Annotated in this window: 13 protein-coding genes and 2 pseudogenes; 11 read left to right on the plus strand and 4 right to left on the minus strand. The window is 44.8% G+C overall.

Annotated elements, in window-relative coordinates:
- Positions 1–127: 127 nt before the first annotated feature.
- The 5 genes and pseudogenes from R8N28_RS18850 to phoU all read left to right on the plus strand — a co-directional run bounded on the left by R8N28_RS18850 (position 128) and on the right by phoU (position 5,586).
- A complete protein-coding gene (locus R8N28_RS18850) occupies positions 128–2,332 on the plus strand; it encodes an ABC transporter permease subunit (RefSeq protein ID WP_065274199.1) in 2,205 nt (734 codons plus the stop codon).
- Positions 2,333–2,362: 30 nt separating this feature from the next.
- Positions 2,363–2,594: pseudogene (locus tag R8N28_RS27470) on the plus strand (phosphate ABC transporter, permease protein PstA); the annotation flags it as partial.
- Positions 2,595–2,659: 65 nt separating this feature from the next.
- Positions 2,660–4,036: pseudogene (gene pstA, locus R8N28_RS18855) on the plus strand (phosphate ABC transporter permease PstA); the annotation flags it as partial.
- Positions 4,037–4,038: 2 nt separating this feature from the next.
- A complete protein-coding gene (gene pstB / locus R8N28_RS18860) occupies positions 4,039–4,857 on the plus strand; it encodes a phosphate ABC transporter ATP-binding protein PstB (protein WP_065274201.1) in 819 nt (272 codons plus the stop codon).
- Between the two features lie 30 nt (positions 4,858–4,887).
- Complete coding sequence (gene phoU, locus R8N28_RS18865) at positions 4,888–5,586, plus strand: phosphate signaling complex protein PhoU (RefSeq protein WP_005381744.1); 699 nt, start codon at positions 4,888–4,890, stop codon at positions 5,584–5,586.
- A 62-nt stretch (positions 5,587–5,648) separates the two neighbouring features.
- On the opposite strand, the gene ppk2 is transcribed toward phoU, so the two are convergent.
- The 3 genes from ppk2 to R8N28_RS18880 all read right to left on the minus strand — a co-directional run bounded on the left by ppk2 (position 5,649) and on the right by R8N28_RS18880 (position 8,134).
- Positions 5,649–6,425, minus strand: a complete 777-nt coding sequence (gene ppk2 / locus R8N28_RS18870; RefSeq protein WP_005381743.1) for a polyphosphate kinase 2 — start codon at positions 6,423–6,425, stop codon at positions 5,649–5,651.
- A 70-nt stretch (positions 6,426–6,495) separates the two neighbouring features.
- Positions 6,496–7,239, minus strand: a complete 744-nt coding sequence (locus R8N28_RS18875) for a copper homeostasis protein CutC (protein WP_114139498.1) — start codon at positions 7,237–7,239, stop codon at positions 6,496–6,498.
- 283 nt (positions 7,240–7,522) lie between these two features.
- Entirely contained in the window at positions 7,523–8,134 is a 612-nt protein-coding gene (locus R8N28_RS18880) for a peroxiredoxin C (protein WP_005381738.1), read from the minus strand.
- 199 nt (positions 8,135–8,333) lie between these two features.
- Between R8N28_RS18880 and R8N28_RS18885 the strand changes: the two genes are divergently transcribed.
- The 3 genes from R8N28_RS18885 (at position 8,334) to aceA (ending at position 12,907) form a co-directional block, all read left to right on the plus strand.
- A complete protein-coding gene (locus tag R8N28_RS18885) occupies positions 8,334–9,239 on the plus strand; it encodes a hydrogen peroxide-inducible genes activator (protein WP_005383681.1) in 906 nt (301 codons plus the stop codon).
- Between the two features lie 605 nt (positions 9,240–9,844).
- Positions 9,845–11,473, plus strand: a complete 1,629-nt coding sequence (gene aceB / locus R8N28_RS18890) for a malate synthase A (RefSeq protein ID WP_065274203.1) — start codon at positions 9,845–9,847, stop codon at positions 11,471–11,473.
- Positions 11,474–11,593: 120 nt separating this feature from the next.
- The gene (gene aceA, locus R8N28_RS18895) at positions 11,594–12,907 is read left to right on the plus strand and encodes an isocitrate lyase (RefSeq protein ID WP_005381733.1); all 1,314 of its coding nucleotides are present in this window, start codon (positions 11,594–11,596) and stop codon (positions 12,905–12,907) included.
- A gap of 123 nt (positions 12,908–13,030) precedes the next feature.
- Here the strand turns inward: aceA and R8N28_RS18900 are convergent, their stop codons facing one another.
- Positions 13,031–13,480 (minus strand): CBS domain-containing protein, encoded by a 450-nt coding sequence (locus R8N28_RS18900; protein ID WP_017820562.1) that lies wholly within the window; start codon positions 13,478–13,480, stop codon positions 13,031–13,033.
- A gap of 312 nt (positions 13,481–13,792) precedes the next feature.
- Between R8N28_RS18900 and R8N28_RS18905 the strand changes: the two genes are divergently transcribed.
- The 3 genes from R8N28_RS18905 (at position 13,793) to tgt (ending at position 17,564) form a co-directional block, all read left to right on the plus strand.
- Complete coding sequence (locus R8N28_RS18905; RefSeq protein WP_065274204.1) at positions 13,793–14,959, plus strand: trypsin-like serine protease; 1,167 nt, start codon at positions 13,793–13,795, stop codon at positions 14,957–14,959.
- Between the two features lie 268 nt (positions 14,960–15,227).
- The gene (queA, locus tag R8N28_RS18910; protein ID WP_005381728.1) at positions 15,228–16,280 is read left to right on the plus strand and encodes a tRNA preQ1(34) S-adenosylmethionine ribosyltransferase-isomerase QueA; all 1,053 of its coding nucleotides are present in this window, start codon (positions 15,228–15,230) and stop codon (positions 16,278–16,280) included.
- 147 nt (positions 16,281–16,427) lie between these two features.
- Positions 16,428–17,564, plus strand: coding sequence for a tRNA guanosine(34) transglycosylase Tgt (tgt, locus tag R8N28_RS18915; RefSeq protein ID WP_065274205.1), 1,137 nt, complete (start codon positions 16,428–16,430; stop codon positions 17,562–17,564).
- Positions 17,565–17,619: the final 55 nt, after the last annotated feature.

A 17,619-nucleotide genomic window follows, 5' to 3' on the forward strand; every position in this document is an offset into this window, starting at 1 on the left:
ACAGATTTATTTCATACCACGCATTGCATAAGAGTTGTATTCTTTTCAGGTGTTTAATGTGATCTGTAATATAATTGTCATCTTAACGACATATTCTAGTACTAAGTCAAAAAAGGTAGAGATTTAAATGGCACAAGCCGAGTTTTCATTGCAGGAAAAAGATAAGAAACGACTGATAAAAGATCGTTTAGTTCGACTTGCAGTGACATCCGGTGGTGTCGGCGTACTCGCGGCGCTTATTTTGATCTTTGTCTACCTCGCTATGGTGATCATTCCGCTTTTTTCTGATGCGGAGATCAAAACCAACCAAGCCATTCGAGCTACTCATATTGAAACACCACTTGCGATTTCAGTGGATGATTACGCTCAGCTCGCGTTCGTTCTAACCCAGAGTGGTGAGATTCAATATTTGTCGATGGACGATCCTACGAAACCTGCGGTGTATACACAGCAAATCGTCCAGAAACCCGTTGCTTTCTCTCAATCTGCTCCTGGGCTAGGTTGGTATGGATTTGTTGATGGGCAGGGTAAAGCGAACCTTTTCAAGCCAGAATTTAATGCCACATTGAGAGAAAATACACGTCCTCCGGAAGTGATTGAGCTAGACACCAGCATGGATCTGACACTAAGTATGCCTCAAGATCCTGTGACTCAGTTTGTATTTGCAGCTTCGACGCCCTTACCAACGGTTGTTTGGCAGACGCAAAGCGGTGAAGTGAAAGCTCGCTGGCAAGTGGCTTCGTCTTTGGGTACGTCTCCTACAACGATCGATTTTACGTTCTCTTCAGGCTTTAATACGCCTCAGCAAATGTTGTTGACACCTGACGGTGAAACGCTTTATTTGCGCGATGGCTCTGAGTTGATAGTGTTAAAGAAAACCGCACGTAAATTTGCTGTACGGGAGGTGGTCGATCTCACTCAAGGTGATAAGAAGCATTCCGTTCGTACGATAGACTTATTGGCTGGTGCTTACTCGCTTTTGGTGACGCACAACGATGGTCGGGTGTCGCAATGGTTTGATACGCTGCAAGAAGAAAAACGCACGTTAACGCATATTCGTGATTTTAAATTGGCATCAGAGCTTAAGTATTTGTTGCCGGATTCTCATCGAAAAGGATTTTATAGCTTTTACACCAACGGCACGTTGCAAAGCCATTATACAACCAGTGAAAAACTGGTGTTGTTTAAGCGTGCGTACAATCAAGCGCCCGCAATCGCAGCAATGTCTAACAATGAACGCTACTTAATCACTTGGCAAAATAATGCGTTAAATGTTGCGGAAGTGGACAATGCCTATCCGGAAATTTCATTGTCTTCATTATGGCAAGAAGTGTGGTACGAAGGGTATCCTGAGCCTGAATTTGTGTGGCAATCGACTTCGGCGAGCGATAACTTTGAGGCTAAGTTCAGCCTAGTACCTATTGCGTTTGGAACGATAAAAGCGGCGATGTTTGCGATGCTGTTTTCAGTACCGCTCGCAGTGCTAGGTGCTATTTATACGGCTTACTTTATGTCGCCACGCATGCGTCGTGTCGTAAAACCGTCGATTGAGCTAATGGAAGCACTGCCGACGGTGATCATTGGTTTCCTCGCGGGATTGTGGTTCGCGCCTATTGTCGAAGATCACCTGATTACGATCGTCGTTATGCTGTTTGTTTTGCCCTTGAGCACCATGATTATGGGCGGGCTATGGGCATTAATACCGCAACCTTTGCGGAATCGTCTGCCTAATGGTTGGCATGCTTTAGTGCTCATGCCTGTCATATTGGTACTGATTGGGCTTGGAGTGTGGATTTCGCCTACGATTGAGCAGACGTTCTTTGGTGGCGATATGCGCTTATTCTTAACCGAGCATGGTATTGGTTACGATCAACGCAATGCATTGGTGGTGGGGTTAGCGATGGGGTTTGCTGTTATCCCGACGATTTTTACCATTGCCGAAGATGCCATTTTCTCTGTACCGAAGCATTTATCGGATGGCTCTTTGGCATTAGGGGCCACGCCTTGGCAAACTTTAATCTATGTTGTCTTGCTTACTGCAAGCCCAGGTATTTTTTCTGCCATTATGATGGGCCTGGGACGCGCTGTTGGCGAAACCATGATTGTGTTAATGGCAACGGGCAATACGCCATTAATGGATTGGAATATTTTGGAAGGATTGCGCAGCCTGTCGGCGACCATCGCCGTTGAGTTGCCAGAGTCGGAAGTTGGAAGTTCGCATTATCGCCTGCTGTTCCTAGCTGCATTGATTTTGTTTGTGTTTACGTTTGCAGTAAACGCGCTTGCGGAGTGGGTTCGTCAGAGACTGAGAGATAAGTACCGTGCGTTGTAATAATGGTTTGAATAAAGAGCGAGTAATAACGTGTTAAATTGGATTCGTTCTGGCGCACCGTGGATATGGCTAACAGGCGGTGCAGTCAGCATCAGTTTGTTGTCGGTATTAGGGTTGTTACTCCTTATCGGCTGGAAAGGCCTGACTTACTTTTGGCCAGCGCCCTTGTATCAGTGGAATGTTGCAGCGCTGACTCCTGTACAAGGTGAAGTGCTACATGAAAATACTATTCTGATTGGTCAAGTGTATGAGCGCAGCTTTGTACCGAAGAGTTATTTGCCTGAAAGCGCAGCACAACAGTTAGAAGACGATGAAGATTTTGCCACGCGACTCAGTATCAAAATCGCCAACCGAGAGTTGTATCCCGCCGATTTTATCTCCGTATTGCAAATGCAGTTGGATGAGCCCACGACGCCAGAAGAGTGGGCGGTGATAGAGCGCAGTAGCGGTGGTTATTTCTTTGGTAAGCTGGTGGCGTTTCAAGATGGCGATAATATATACACCAGTGATATTCAATCGGTACTAAATAAAAAGCTTGATGATGCAGAAACTCTGCGCCATGAGATTGATTCTTTGGTGGTCGATCAGCTTAAAGAGCTTGGTTGGAAGCTAGAGCAGTTGCGATTAGAAAAGCGCAAGCATGAATTGAATGACACGCTGACAGAAAGCTTCTTAAAGGAAAATCAGACGAAAAAAGAGCAGATAGAAAAAGCGCTTGCGACGTTAGATTTACAACTTGATGGTTTACGACTTCAGCTCTCTGACTATGCCTTGATTGTCGAGGATATGACGGGGTCACAAGTATCGATTCCGCTCGAAGACATTTTGGACTACTGGTATCCAAACCAAATGTCACTGCCTGATAAAGTCATGCATTGGGGAAAACAGGTTTGGAAGTTTTTATCTGAAGATCCAAGAGAGTCTAACTCCGAAGGAGGCGTATTCCCTGCGATATTTGGTACGGTTTTCTTAGTACTCATCATGTCGATCATTGTGATGCCACTCGGGGTGATCGCCGCTATCTATCTACATGAATACGCTAAGAATAACGCTCTAACCAGAGTTATTCGTATTGCGGTTATAAACCTAGCGGGTGTTCCATCGATTGTTTATGGCGTGTTTGGTTTAGGCTTCTTCGTTTATACGATTGGTGCCTCTATCGACAACGTATTCTATGCGGAGAAGCTACCGGCACCAACCTTTGGTACGCCGGGTTTGTTATGGTCTGCACTAACTCTTGCCGTGCTGACGCTTCCAGTTGTGATTGTGACGACGGAAGAAGGTTTAACTCGTATTCCGAGTTCAGTACGACATGGCTCTCTGGCACTTGGTGCAACTCAGTTCGAAACACTATGGCGTGTGGTTTTACCTATGGCGACGCCAGCTATTATCACAGGTTTGATCCTTGCGATTGCACGTGCAGCTGGCGAAGTAGCGCCACTGATGTTGGTGGGGGTCGTGAAATTGGCATCCAGTTTACCGGTTGACGGACAATTCCCTTATGTGCATTTGGATAGAAAGTTCATGCATTTAGGTTTTCACATTTACGATGTTGGCTTTCAAACCTCCAACATCGAAGCGGCGCGACCATTAGTTTATGCTACCTCTTTCTTACTCGTGACAGTGATTGTCGGGCTAAACTTAACAGCAATCAGTATTCGCAATAATTTACGAGAAAAATACAGAACGTTAGGACAAGATTAAGTATGTTTAATTTTGATAGTACATTAGGTTATGAGCCACCATTGGATGTTCATAATTTAAAGGATGAACAAACAGCCATCTCAATCGAGAACCTTAATCTGTTCTATGGTCAAACTCAGGCGCTGCATGATATTTCGATGCGAATTCCCAAAGGGCGAGTCACCGCTTTTATCGGTCCTTCAGGGTGTGGAAAGTCGACGTTATTACGTTGCATCAATCGCATGAACGACTTAGTGGAAGGGTGTCGAGTCACAGGTAAAGTGCGTCTCCATGGCAAGAATGTTTATCATCCTAATGTCGATGTTGCGACACTTCGACGCCGAGTGGGGATGGTGTTTCAAAGACCCAATCCATTTCCTAAGTCTATTTATGAAAACGTAGTTTATGGCTTACGCTTACAAGGTGTAAAAAACAGCCGTAGTTTAGATGACGCAGTGGAGCGATCCTTGCGCTCAGCGGCGTTGTGGGATGAGGTAAAAGACCGCTTGCATGAGAACGCATTTGGCTTATCTGGGGGGCAGCAACAGCGCTTGGTCATTGCGCGGGCGGTGGCGATTGAGCCGGAAGTCCTGTTATTGGACGAGCCAACATCAGCGTTGGATCCAATCTCAACTTTAACTATTGAAGAGCTTATCAATGAGCTGAAGACTCAATATACTGTCGTTATCGTTACCCATAACATGCAACAAGCGGCGAGAGTGAGCGATCATACTGCTTTCATTCATATGGGTAAGTTAATTGAATATTCTGACGCGGACTCGATCTTCACCTCGCCAATGAAGAAGCAGACCGAAGATTACATTACGGGTCGCTACGGTTAAGTCGCGACTCTATACGGAATAAGGAACATCATGCACTTTGGACGTCATATTTCAGGACAGTTTAACGTAGAGCTAGAATCGATTCGTACTCATGTATTAACCATGGGTGGCTTGGTAGAACAGCAGCTTTCGTATGCTATTCAAGCCTTGCATAAAGAAGACATCGAACTGGCGCGTAAGGTTGTGCGTGACGATCATAAAGTGAATGCGATGGAAGTCTCGATCGATGACGCCTGTACACGCATTATTGCTAAGCGTCAGCCAACGGCAAAAGACTTGCGCTTAATCATGGCTATCATCAAAACGATCACTGATTTAGAACGCATCGGTGATGTGGCGACACGCATTGCTTACGTTGCCATCGAAAGCCCATCATCAAAAGAACGACAATTCCAAGTGTCGTTAGAGCCTCTCTGCCGTCAGGCAATTAACATGCTGCATCAGGTTTTAGATGCGTTTGCCCGCATGGATGTAGAAGCGGCAGCAGAGGTGCATAAACAAGATGACAAACTAGACGCCGAGTATGAAGCGGTGATTCGTCAGTTGATGACTTACATGATGGAAGATCCAAAAAATATCCCTAATATTCTGCAAGTGATGTGGTCGGCACGCGCGATTGAACGCGTGGGGGACCGCTGCCAGAACATCTGTGAATACATTATTTACTTTGTGAAAGGGAAAGATGTACGCCACCTAGGTGATCAAAGTATTGATGACGTACTGAAGTAACTGACTTCAACAAATAGACCAGCTTTTAGGCTGGCCTATTTATTAGAGAGAAGGAAAGCACGTTAATATTTATCAGGAACGAAGGTCTGATCATCAATGGGCGCTCTGACGTAACCTTCTTTATTGAGTTCAGGCAATTCGATAGGTGAGTACTCAAGTGCTTTGTAATCAATCTGGCTTAGTAAATGACTGATACAGTTCAAGCGCGCTTTCTTTTTGTCATCAGAAGGGACGACCCACCAAGGGCAGTTTTTCGTGTCTGTATAGGCAAACATCTTATCTTTTGCTTCCGAATACTCCGCCCAGCGATGACGTGACTCTAAATCCATTGGGCTGAATTTCCAACGTTTGATCGGCGTATTAATTCGACCTAGAAAACGTTTTTCCTGCTCTTCGTCTGAAACCGAAAACCAATACTTAATCAGAATAATCCCAGAGCGTTGCAACATTCTCTCGAATTCAGGGCAAGAGCGTAAAAACTCCTCGTATTCGTCTGGAGTACAGAACCCCATGACTTTTTCGACACCTGCTCGGTTATACCAACTTCGGTCAAATAAAACGATTTCACCAGCAGATGGTAAATGAGCGACGTAACGTTGGAAGTACCATTGCGTTTTTTCTTTTTCTGTCGGTGCAGGCAGAGCCACTACGCGACAAACACGCGGGTTTAGCTTTTCTGTAATTCGCTTTATCACTCCGCCTTTGCCCGCAGCATCACGTCCTTCAAACAGAACCACCACTTTTAACCCTTTGTGTTTGACCCACTCTTGAAGTTTTACGAGCTCAACTTGAAGGTTTTTGAGCTCCTTTTCGTATTCCTTTTTCTTCAATTTAGACATACACCTTTCCTCACTCCTTGATAAACAATATGTTAGCACTCAAAAGCTATGCGCGTGAGGTTACGGTCGTCTATTTGAGAGCTGCTACGACATCGGTAATGGCTTGTGTACTTGTGATGGGGATTAAAAAATCATCGACATCGGATACGCCCATTTTGCTTTGTTCAGCAACAAAGGTCATTTGGCTAGGGCGTGTGGTTTTGCCTGACAGATGGATTTCAGGAACTTGAGTGTCTTCTACTAACGCACGTGCGTTACTCGCATTAACGCCAGCCCCCGCCATGATTGCTATGCGTCCTTGGGCTTGCTTAACCAAAGCTCTAAGCACATTGTTCCCTTGTGGTGCTGAAGGCGAAAGACCGGAGGTTAAAATACGTTCACAACCTAAGCTGATCACTTCTTCCAAAGCTTTTTCAGCGTCACGACACTGGTCAAAGGCACGATGGAAGGTCACGCCTAAGCCAAGCGCTTGAGCAAATTCACACAGCGTAGCCGCGTAAGGCATATGAATATCACCGTCTTGAGTGAGCACGCCGAATACGACACCGTTCAAGCCTGATTGGTGAGCTGCTTCAATATCCCAACGCATCATTTCGATCTCTTCTTCATTGTAGAAGAAGTCACCTTGGCGTGGGCGGATCATGGCATAAACTGGAACACTCGAAAGCTTAGCCGCTTGCTGCATAAAGCCATAACTGGGTGTTAGTCCGCCTAAAGCCAAAGAGGAGCAAAGTTCAATCCGAGTGGCGCCGCCAGCAATGGCGTAGTGCAGAGATTCAATATTATCAATACAGACTTCTAGGTGAGTAACCACGTTCATTCATCCTGCTAACGTTACAAATAGGTGTTGTGGCTAAGATATTAACAGGGCAAGTAAGCAGAATCTGTATGGAGGGGATGATAAATAGAGGTAAAGTTTACGCCAAAGCGTTACCTCATTTTGGCGGTTTATCTGAAGGAAAAAGAAAGCCCAGAGCAGAGGCTCTGGGCTTTGATAGGACTTTACTTAGACTGATTGGCGTTTGCGGTTTTCCGCATTAGCTTATTGCTTTATATACATCCAACCATCACACCCGTTGAGCTAGGGTGAAGGTCTATTATTTTTTGCCTAGGTCAGCTGCGTGCTCAGATAGGAACGCTGCAACACCTTTTGGAGATGCGTCCATACCTGCTTTACCTTCTTCCCATTGTGCAGGACATACTTCGCCGTGCTTCTGGTGGAAGTTAAGAGCGTCAACCATGCGTAGCATTTCGTCGATGTTACGGCCTAGTGGTAGGTCGTTAACTACTTGGTGACGTACAACACCTTCTTCGTCGATTAGGAAAGAACCACGGAAAGCAACGCCTGCTTCTGGGTGCTCAACGTCGTAAGCTTTACAGATTTCGTGCTTAACGTCAGCAACTAGTGGGTACTTAACTTGACCGATACCGCCATCTTCGATAGCAGTGTTACGCCATGCGTTGTGAGAGAACTGAGAATCGATAGAAACACCGATTACTTCAACACCTTTAGCTTGGAAGTCAGCTAGACGGTTGTCGAATGCGATTAGCTCAGATGGGCAAACGAAAGTGAAATCTAGTGGGTAGAAGAATACTACTGCTTTCTTACCTTTAGTGAACTCTGCAAAGTTGAAGTTTTCAACGATTTCACCGTTACCTAGAACAGCTGCTGCAGTAAAATCAGGGGCTTGACGACCTACTAGTACCATTTTTTTGCTCCTAAAAAGTATGGTTAGCTCCAAACCGAATTCAGTTGTGTCGGTTTGGTTCGTGTTTGTACGAGACAAACTATAGTACAGATTGTAGTATTGAAAAAAGCGAAATAAATAGATTGAGTTAATCGAAAAAAACGATAATAACAAAACTCTTAACTCGATCACTGGAACGGCGGTAGATACAAATACAATTATGAATAAATGGCCCAGTTTGAAGCAGTTACACTATTTAGTCACACTGCATGAAACAAGACATTTTAGTGACGCTGCAGAGCGTTGTTTTGTCAGTCAGTCGACTTTAAGTAAGGGTATTCAAAACTTAGAGGAGTTGATTGGCTGTCCGTTATATGAAAAGAAAGACAAGAAAAGTCCACTGGTTTTTACCCAAACAGGAGAAATGGTAGTAAAGCAGGGGCGAGAGCTGTTAGCAAAAGGGCAAGATTTGGTCGAGCTTGGACGTATGTGCCAAGGCGACGATATGCAAGGCCAGCTAAAAGTAGGATGCATACCAACAATTGCTCCGTTTTTACTGTGTGATTTGGTACAAGAGGTGAACTACCGTTTCCCACAACTGAACCTTTTATTAAGAGAAGACACGACGACAAACTTACTTCAAGCGCTCAGACATGGTGAGCTGGATGTGCTTATTTTAGCGTTACCAGTCGAAATTGATGGGATGGAAAGCCGAGTAGTGGGTAAGGATCCGTTTCGAATGGTTATAAGCGCTAATCAAGCCCAATCGGTCCCTGTGCCGATTCGTTACGCGGATTTACCTGACGAATCCGTCTTTCTACTAGAGAAAGAACATTGCTTAACAGAACATGCGGTATCAGCGTGTAAATTAACAGACAAAGAAAAAATCAATCCGTTTACGGCAACCAGCCTCCATACACTGGTGCAAATGGTTGCGAATGGTTTGGGAACAACGTTCATTCCTCAAATGGCTATCGACCATGGCTTGCTGCATAACCAGAATTTAGTCGTGATCGATCCTCCAGGTAAACAAGCTTATCGCGAAATCGGCTTAGTTTGGCGTCCGAGCTCGTCAAGAACGAAAACATTTAATCAACTTGCAGAAGTCGTTTCAGAGCTGCTTTAGCTATTAGTATTAGCCCTTACTTCTCCATTATTTATCTAAAAGCGCACTGGAAACAGTGCGCTTTCTAGTATTTTATTCTGTTGGTAAACTTTGACTTGTAAAATTTTACAGCTCTTCTTTGATGAAGCTTTCATAAAATAGTGAAATTTCACAATGTTAATTTTACACAAAGCCCTGCATGTCTTGTTTGACCCCTGTTTAAATCCATCTCTTCAGCCCTTGTGAATACAAGGTGTTTGTTTATCAGTCTATATTCATACGCTTGTTTGAAATGATAAAACGACTTTAAATTTAATGTAATTTTATTACGTAATAACTTACAAAATAAGGTGCTTGATAGATGGTTTTTACCTTGCGGAATAAAACTTTGAATTTTCTGTTTTGTTTATATTGGGGGTTTCACTAAACCCTTTGTTGATATAGCTTATTTAAAGGCGATACGACTTATGTCTAGATTGAAAATACACGTAGCATTACGCAATCTATCGACATAGCTAGACGAGTTGAACACAAAGTTAAAGGATGTAATTTGTTGTTCATAACTTACAAATGTAGCTTTACGCTGACTGCCCAAGATTGATAAAGCACGTTAAGGATGAATGATTATGCTTGCTCAGACAGAACAAAAAACACAACAACTAAAGCAAACCCAAGGCATGTTTGAGGTGAATGGAGTCGTTGCTCCAGAACATCAAGCAATTTTCCCTGTTGAAGCCCAAACCTTTTTATCTCTACTGTGTGAAAAATTTGCCGGACGTGTTGAACAGTTGCTGGAAGCAAGAGAAGAGAAGCAAGCACGTATTGATGCTGGTGAGCTACCAGATTTTCTACCAGAGACACAAGACATCCGTGAAGGAAGTTGGAAGATCCTAGGAATCCCACAAGATCTGCAAGATCGCCGTGTGGAGATTACCGGACCAACTGACCGCAAGATGGTGATTAACGCACTGAATGCGAATGTAAAAGTGTTCATGGCAGACTTCGAAGATTCAATGTCTCCTGCATGGAGTAAAGTGCTAGATGGTCAAATTAACTTGCGCGATGCTGTTAATGGCACCATCAGTTACACCAATCCTGGCAATGGCAAACATTATCAGCTGGAAGATGACCCAGCGGTGTTGATCTGCCGTGTTCGCGGCCTTCATTTAAAAGAAAAACACGTTACGTGGCACGGTCAGATCATTCCAGGTGCGCTATTCGATTTCGCTCTGTATTTCTATAACAACTACAAAGCGTTACTTCAAAAAGGCAGCGGCCCTTATTTCTACCTTCCAAAACTGCAATCGCATCACGAAGCGAAGTGGTGGAGCGAAGTGTTCCATTTCACGGAAGACTATTTCGGTTTGGATACAGGCACCATCAAAGCGACTGTGCTGATTGAAACCTTACCAGCGGTATTTGAAATGGACGAGATTCTGTTCTCGCTTAAAGAACACATCGTTGGTTTGAACTGTGGTCGCTGGGATTACATCTTTAGCTACATCAAAACATTGAAAAAACACTCAGACCGAGTACTGCCAGATCGCCAAGTGGTAACGATGGACAAGCCATTCTTAAACGCTTACTCGCGATTATTGGTACGTACTTGCCATAAACGAGGTGCTTTCGCGATGGGAGGAATGGCCGCATTTATCCCAGCTAAAGACCCGAAAGAGAATCAAAAAGTATTAGACAAGATCCAGACTGACAAATCGTTAGAAGCAAACAACGGCCACGACGGTACTTGGGTGGCTCATCCAGGTTTGGCTGACACTGCTATGGAAGTCTTTAGTGCTGTGCTGGGTGAACGCACCAACCAGTTGGATGTGAGCCGTGCAGAGGATGCGCCTATTACAGCAGCTGAACTGCTTGAGCCTTGTGAAGGCGAGCGCACTGAAGGCGGAATGCGCCACAATATTCGCGTTGCGCTGCAATACATCGAAGCTTGGATTTCTGGCAATGGTTGTGTGCCGATTTACGGACTGATGGAAGACGCAGCAACGGCAGAAATCTCACGCGCCTCTATCTGGCAATGGATTCAACACGGCAAGTCGCTAGACAACGGATTAAAGGTCACTAAAGAGCTGTTCGAGCTCTATCTCAAAGAGGAGATTGAAGTCGTGAAGCAAGAAATTGGCGAGCAGCGCTACCATGCGGGGCGATTTGAAGAAGCAGCAGACTTAATGGCAAGGCTCACGACGAGCGATGAACTAACCAACTTTTTGACAGTTCCTGGTTATGACTACCTAGATTAATAAAGAATAACTGTAACACCAATAACGTGAAGGATTTTCAAGGCAGATAGGGAAGTACTGCCTGAGAACGGAAACTCAACGCACACGCATAAAGTGCAAATTATAAAGAGGGATAGACCAATGACTAACTTAACTCGCCGCCAACAAATTGAAGCTCTGGAAAAAGACTGGGCAACTAACCCACGCTGGAAAAATGTGAAGCGTACTTACACTGCCGAGGAAGTGGTGGAACTGCGTGGCTCTATGGTGCCTGCAAACACAATTGCACAACGTGGTGCAGACAAACTTTGGTCACTGGTCAACGGTAGTGCGAAAAAAGGTTACGTAAACTGTCTTGGTGCGCTAACGGGTGGTCAAGCGGTTCAACAAGCTAAAGCAGGTATTGAAGCGATTTACTTGTCAGGCTGGCAGGTAGCGGCGGATAACAACACCGCCTCGACGATGTATCCAGACCAATCTCTTTACCCAGTAGATTCTGTACCGTCAGTAGTAAAACGCATCAACAACTCATTCCGTCGTGCAGACCAAATTCAGTGGGCTGCTGGTAAGACGCCTGAAGATGAAGGTGGTATTGATTACTTCCTACCTATCGTAGCGGATGCTGAAGCGGGCTTTGGTGGTGTGCTTAACGCTTACGAACTAATGAAATCGATGATCGAAGCCGGTGCCGCGGGCGTTCACTTTGAAGACCAGTTAGCATCGGTGAAAAAGTGTGGTCATATGGGTGGTAAGGTATTAGTTCCTACGCAAGAAGCGGTACAAAAGCTCGTTGCAGCTCGTTTGGCTGCTGACGTAGCGGGAACAACAACATTAGTTATTGCTCGTACTGATGCGAATGCGGCGGATCTCATTACTTCAGATTGCGACCCATATGATAAAGACTTTATTGAAGGTGAGCGTACTCAAGAAGGTTTCTACCGCGTTCGCGCGGGTATCGACCAAGCGATTTCTCGCGGTCTGGCTTACGCACCATATGCAGACTTGATTTGGTGTGAAACGGCTACGCCATGTTTGGAAGAAGCACGTAAGTTTGCAGAAGCAATTCACGCTGAATACCCAGATCAATTGTTGGCGTACAACTGCTCGCCTTCATTCAACTGGGAGAAAAACCTAGATGCAGAAACCATTGCTAAGTTCCAACAAGAGCTTGCAGACATGGGCTACAAGTACCAATTCATCACGCTAGCAGGCATTCACAACATGTGGTTCAACATGTTTGAACTGGCACACGCTTACGCTCAAGGTGAAGGTATGCGTCATTATGTTGAGAAAGTTCAGCGTCCTGAATTCCAAGCGGCTGAAAAAGGTTATACGTTTGTTGCGCACCAACAAGAAGTAGGTACAGGTTACTTCGATAGAATGACCAATACTATCCAAGGTGGTAACTCTTCAGTGACGGCATTGACAGGTTCGACCGAAGAAGACCAATTCTAATTGGCAGAGAAACACTTCCTTAATCAGCGTCAGTAATGGCATTTTGAGCGGCAACCCTGCCGCTCTTTTTTCGTTTAACCGGTGTAAAAACGAAACTTACAACAAAGAGAATACGCTTGCGTACTACTCTTCCTGCTCGATTTCTTCAGGTTCCACTTCTTCTTGTAGTTCCAATAAGTTAATCGCAATCGTCACGAAGTCACTATCAGTAATAATGCCGACCAATCGACCTTTGGTGACAACAGGTAGACAGCCAACTTTATGCTTTTGCATATAGATAGCGCTCTCTTTGAGCCCCGCGATAGGCTCTGCCGTCATGATGTTGGTGTGCATCATTTCGTAGAGCGGTGTGTCTAAAGTAAAAGATTGTTCAGCCTCATCTGGGTGCAAGCTCGATTCTTGAGCAGCAAGAATGTCGCGTTGAGTCACCAAGCCTTGTAAGTGGTTATTGGCATCAACAACCGGAATGTGTCGAATATCAAGCGCATCCATCATGCTTTTTGCATCACGCAAGGTGTGCGTGCGCAGTAAGGTATGAGGATTACGAGTCATCATGTCTTCAACCTTGATCATAGAGACCTCCAGCGGCATTGTCCTTCTCTTAAATATAGAGAATATTTTTCTGTATATCTGGGAGCTAACTCGTTTTTCATCAATTAAATAGCACAATGCTGATGGGCTGCGTAATCTGTGTTTTATTGGTGTTTTTATTAATTTGAATAAGTCGGTTTGTGTGCGAGTCAATTGGCATTTTTAGTTGATATTGAATGTGTTCCCAAGGTAATCCAATGAATTGAATCGCACATTTTTATTCGCTGGATTTTCCAAGATTCTTCTCTCGAAGAAGATACGTCCAGGCTTACCAAATTGAAGACAGCGACCTAGATGAAACGAACAACGTGTAACAAACTTATTGCGCTGGCAGTGGCGGCATTCAGTGTGCCATCAACACAGGCGATTGTGTTAGGAGATGAACAAACCGATCCTGTTGACCGCGTTACTTTGCGAGCAAGTAATATGGCAGAGTTTCCGCTGTGTGGTGGAACGATGCTGACAGAGCAATGGGTACTGACTGCGGCGCACTGTGTGGTGATGGGACAAGGAACCAATGAAGCAACCTACTATGTGACCCCGCCGGGTGAGCTGTCGGTGAATGCGAATGTGTATGAACTTAATTCTGCAGGGCTTGATAACTTCTATCCGGTGTCTCACGTTGTGGTTCATCCGGATTACACCCGGATTTCAAAAGCTGAGACCGACAGTAATGGCAACGTGAAACCTATCCAAACCGGTTTAGATTCAGACATCGCGTTGCTGTATCTCACGCGCCCAGTGGCAAACGCGAGCTTTGCTGACCTAGCGAGTAAAGTTGACATGGAGAGTATCGAAGCACGTTTGGTGGCGGATTGGAACGATAATTACCTGACCAATCAACGTGTCGAAAATGTGCAAGTGTTTGGATGGGGGGCTACTCAGCCGGATGCTTCTGAACCTTCTAATACGCTCAAAACCACCATTAGCACATTTTTACCCATCGACAAATGTTATGAGCGTTTAGAAATTGGCAGCAGTTTTCCGGGGATCATTGATTCAAGAGACAACCAAACCAAAATTTGTACGCTACCAACACAAAACCATGTATTGGAGCCAGATAGCCATACTCAATATGGCAACTCTGCATGTAAAGGTGACAGTGGTGGCCCGTTGGTCGATGTGGCGACCGGCAAACAAATTGGTATTGTTAGTGGCGGCCCCCTTATTCTACCAACGTGTGGCTCTTTGACGATCCCAAGTTTCTACACCAACGTGAGCCACTATTACGACTGGGTACAGTCTTACATCACTGCCGATGCGCCACCAAGTCGTTACATCATTGCGCCGAATTTTATCAAAAGTGCTAACAATGAAAGTGGTGACAATAAAGAGTGTCACGATGGCATTGCGACCAATAACTGTGATTTCAAAGGCTCAGATGATGAAGGTGGCAGTCTAGGGTTTTGGTTATTGGGTTTATTCGTGCCGTTATTCTTGTGGCGAAAGCGTGAGGTTTGATAGGGCGATTGGAATGCCAAACTAATAAGCAGCGGTATACGTTGCTTTGCTTTTTTCATGTTCTCTCTTTGGGGCTCAAATTAAAAATAGTGCCAAGTAATCGAGGCTTTTCACGTTTTATTACACTCTTCACCATGGCTTTTACTGCTATATTCTGGTGATTTGCTTGCTATTGCAGCATGTAAACATATACTAGTCTGCTGCGAAAAACTCGTCGCAATTTTATCGTCGCCTAGACGTGATTTGACCAATAGATAAGACAAGTAACATGCAAGTATCAGATTTCCATTTCGACCTTCCAGATGAACTCATCGCTCGCTACCCTCAACCAGAGCGTACCGCTAGCCGACTGCTGCAAATGGACGGCAATACCGGAGAGCTCATTGATGGCACATTTACTGATGTATTGGGCCAAGTTCAACCCGGTGACTTAGTGGTGTTTAATAATACTCGTGTTATTCCTGCTCGTCTTTTTGGCCGCAAGGAATCGGGCGGTAAATTAGAAGTGCTGGTGGAGCGCATGTTGGATGAGAAAAGCATCCTCGCGCACGTTCGTTGCTCTAAATCACCAAAACCAGGTACAACTATTATTGTTGGCGAGAATGATGAATATTCAGCAGAAATGGTTGCACGCCATGATGCTTTATTTGAACTGAAATTTAGTTCTGATAAGACGGTACTAGAAATTCTGGAAGAAATCGGCCATATGCCTCTTCCTCCTTACATCGATCGTCCAGACGAAGATGCAGATAAAGAGCGTTACCAAACGGTATATAATCAAAAGCCAGGTGCGGTTGCGGCACCTACAGCAGGCCTTCACTTTGATGATGTTCTCTTGGAGAAAATCAAAGCGAAAGGTGCAGAGTTTGCTTACGTTACTTTGCACGTTGGGGCGGGTACATTCCAGCCGGTAAAAGTGGAAAATATCAACGATCACCACATGCATGCCGAGTACGTAGAAGTACCACAAGAAGTCGTCGAAGCAATTAAAGCGACGAAAGCGCGTGGCGGACGAATTATTGCTGTTGGTACCACATCTGTGCGTTCACTTGAAAGTGCAGCGCAAGACGCATTGCAAAAAGGGACTGAGCTGGCCCCATTCTTTGGCGATACTGAAATCTTTATTTTCCCTGGTTACGAATATCAGCTAGTGGATTGCTTGATCACAAACTTCCACTTGCCTGAATCAACACTGATCATGTTGGTGAGTGCATTTGCTGGATACGAGAACACCATGAATGCTTACAAACATGCGGTGGAAAACAAATACCGTTTCTTCTCGTATGGCGATTCAATGTTCATCAAGAAGAAAACAGCGTAGTTAAAAATAGATTTACGAGTGCTAGCATTAAGCTAGGAAATAAAGCATCCATTGCTTTGTCTCTCGCAAGGAAAAGCGACCGCTCCTTAAAGTAGGGTAGAGCCCTAAACACTCAGTCAGACTGTTTCTCTGACACCCGGAGGCATCGTGAAATTAAAATTCGATCTTAAGAAGAAAAACGGCAATGCACGTCGTGGTCAACTGACTTTCGAACGCGGCACTGTTCAAACTCCTGCGTTCATGCCAGTAGGTACTTACGGTACCGTTAAAGGTATGACACCAGAAGAAGTAAAAGGTACTGGTGCAGAAATTCTGCTAGGTAATACGTTCCACCTGTGGCTACGTCCTGGTCAAGAAGTGATGAAAATGCACGGTGACCTGCACGATTTTATGAACTGGCACGGTCCTATTCTTACTGATTCAGGCGGCTTTCAAGTATTCAGCCTTGGTAAGATGCGTACGATCACTGAAGAAGGTGTTCACTTTCGTAACCCAGTAAACGGTGACAAGATTTTCATGGACGCAGAAAAGTCGATGGAAATTCAAAAAGACCTGGGCTCTGACATCGTTATGATTTTTGACGAGTGTACGCCTTACCCAGCGACACACGATGAAGCGAAGAAATCGATGGAAATGTCATTACGCTGGGCACAGCGTTCACGTGACCACTTCGAGAAGCTAGAAAACCCGAACAACCTATTTGGTATTGTCCAAGGTGGTGTTTACGAAGATTTACGTGATGTGTCGGTAAAAGGTCTAACGGAAATCGGTTTTGACGGTTACGCGGTTGGTGGTTTGGCAGTAGGTGAGCCTAAAGAAGACATGCACCGTATTCTTGAGCATACTTGTCCTCAACTTCCTGAAGACAAACCTCGCTACTTGATGGGCGTAGGTAAGCCAGAAGACTTGGTTGAAGGTGTTCGTCGTGGTATCGACATGTTTGACTGTGTAATGCCAACGCGTAACGCACGTAATGGTCACTTATTTGTGACTGGTGGTGTGATCAAGATCCGTAATGCGAAACATAAAACGGATACAACACCATTGGATCCGCATTGTGACTGTTACACTTGTCAAAACTACAGCAAGTCGTACCTTCACCATTTAGAGCGTTGTAATGAAATCTTAGGCGCTCGCTTGAATACAATCCATAACCTGCGTTACTACCAGCGTCTGATGGAAAGCATTCGTAAAGCAATTGATGAAGATCGCTTCGATGAATTTGTTAGTGAGTTCTATGAGCGTCGTGGCCGTGAAGTGCCACCACTAGCAAAAGAGCAGTAATTGAAAAACTAAAAGAATTAAAGCCTTTGGCATGTCGCCAGAGGCTTTTGCTAAT

It is taken from the genome of Vibrio sp. Vb1554 (assembly GCF_033344235.1).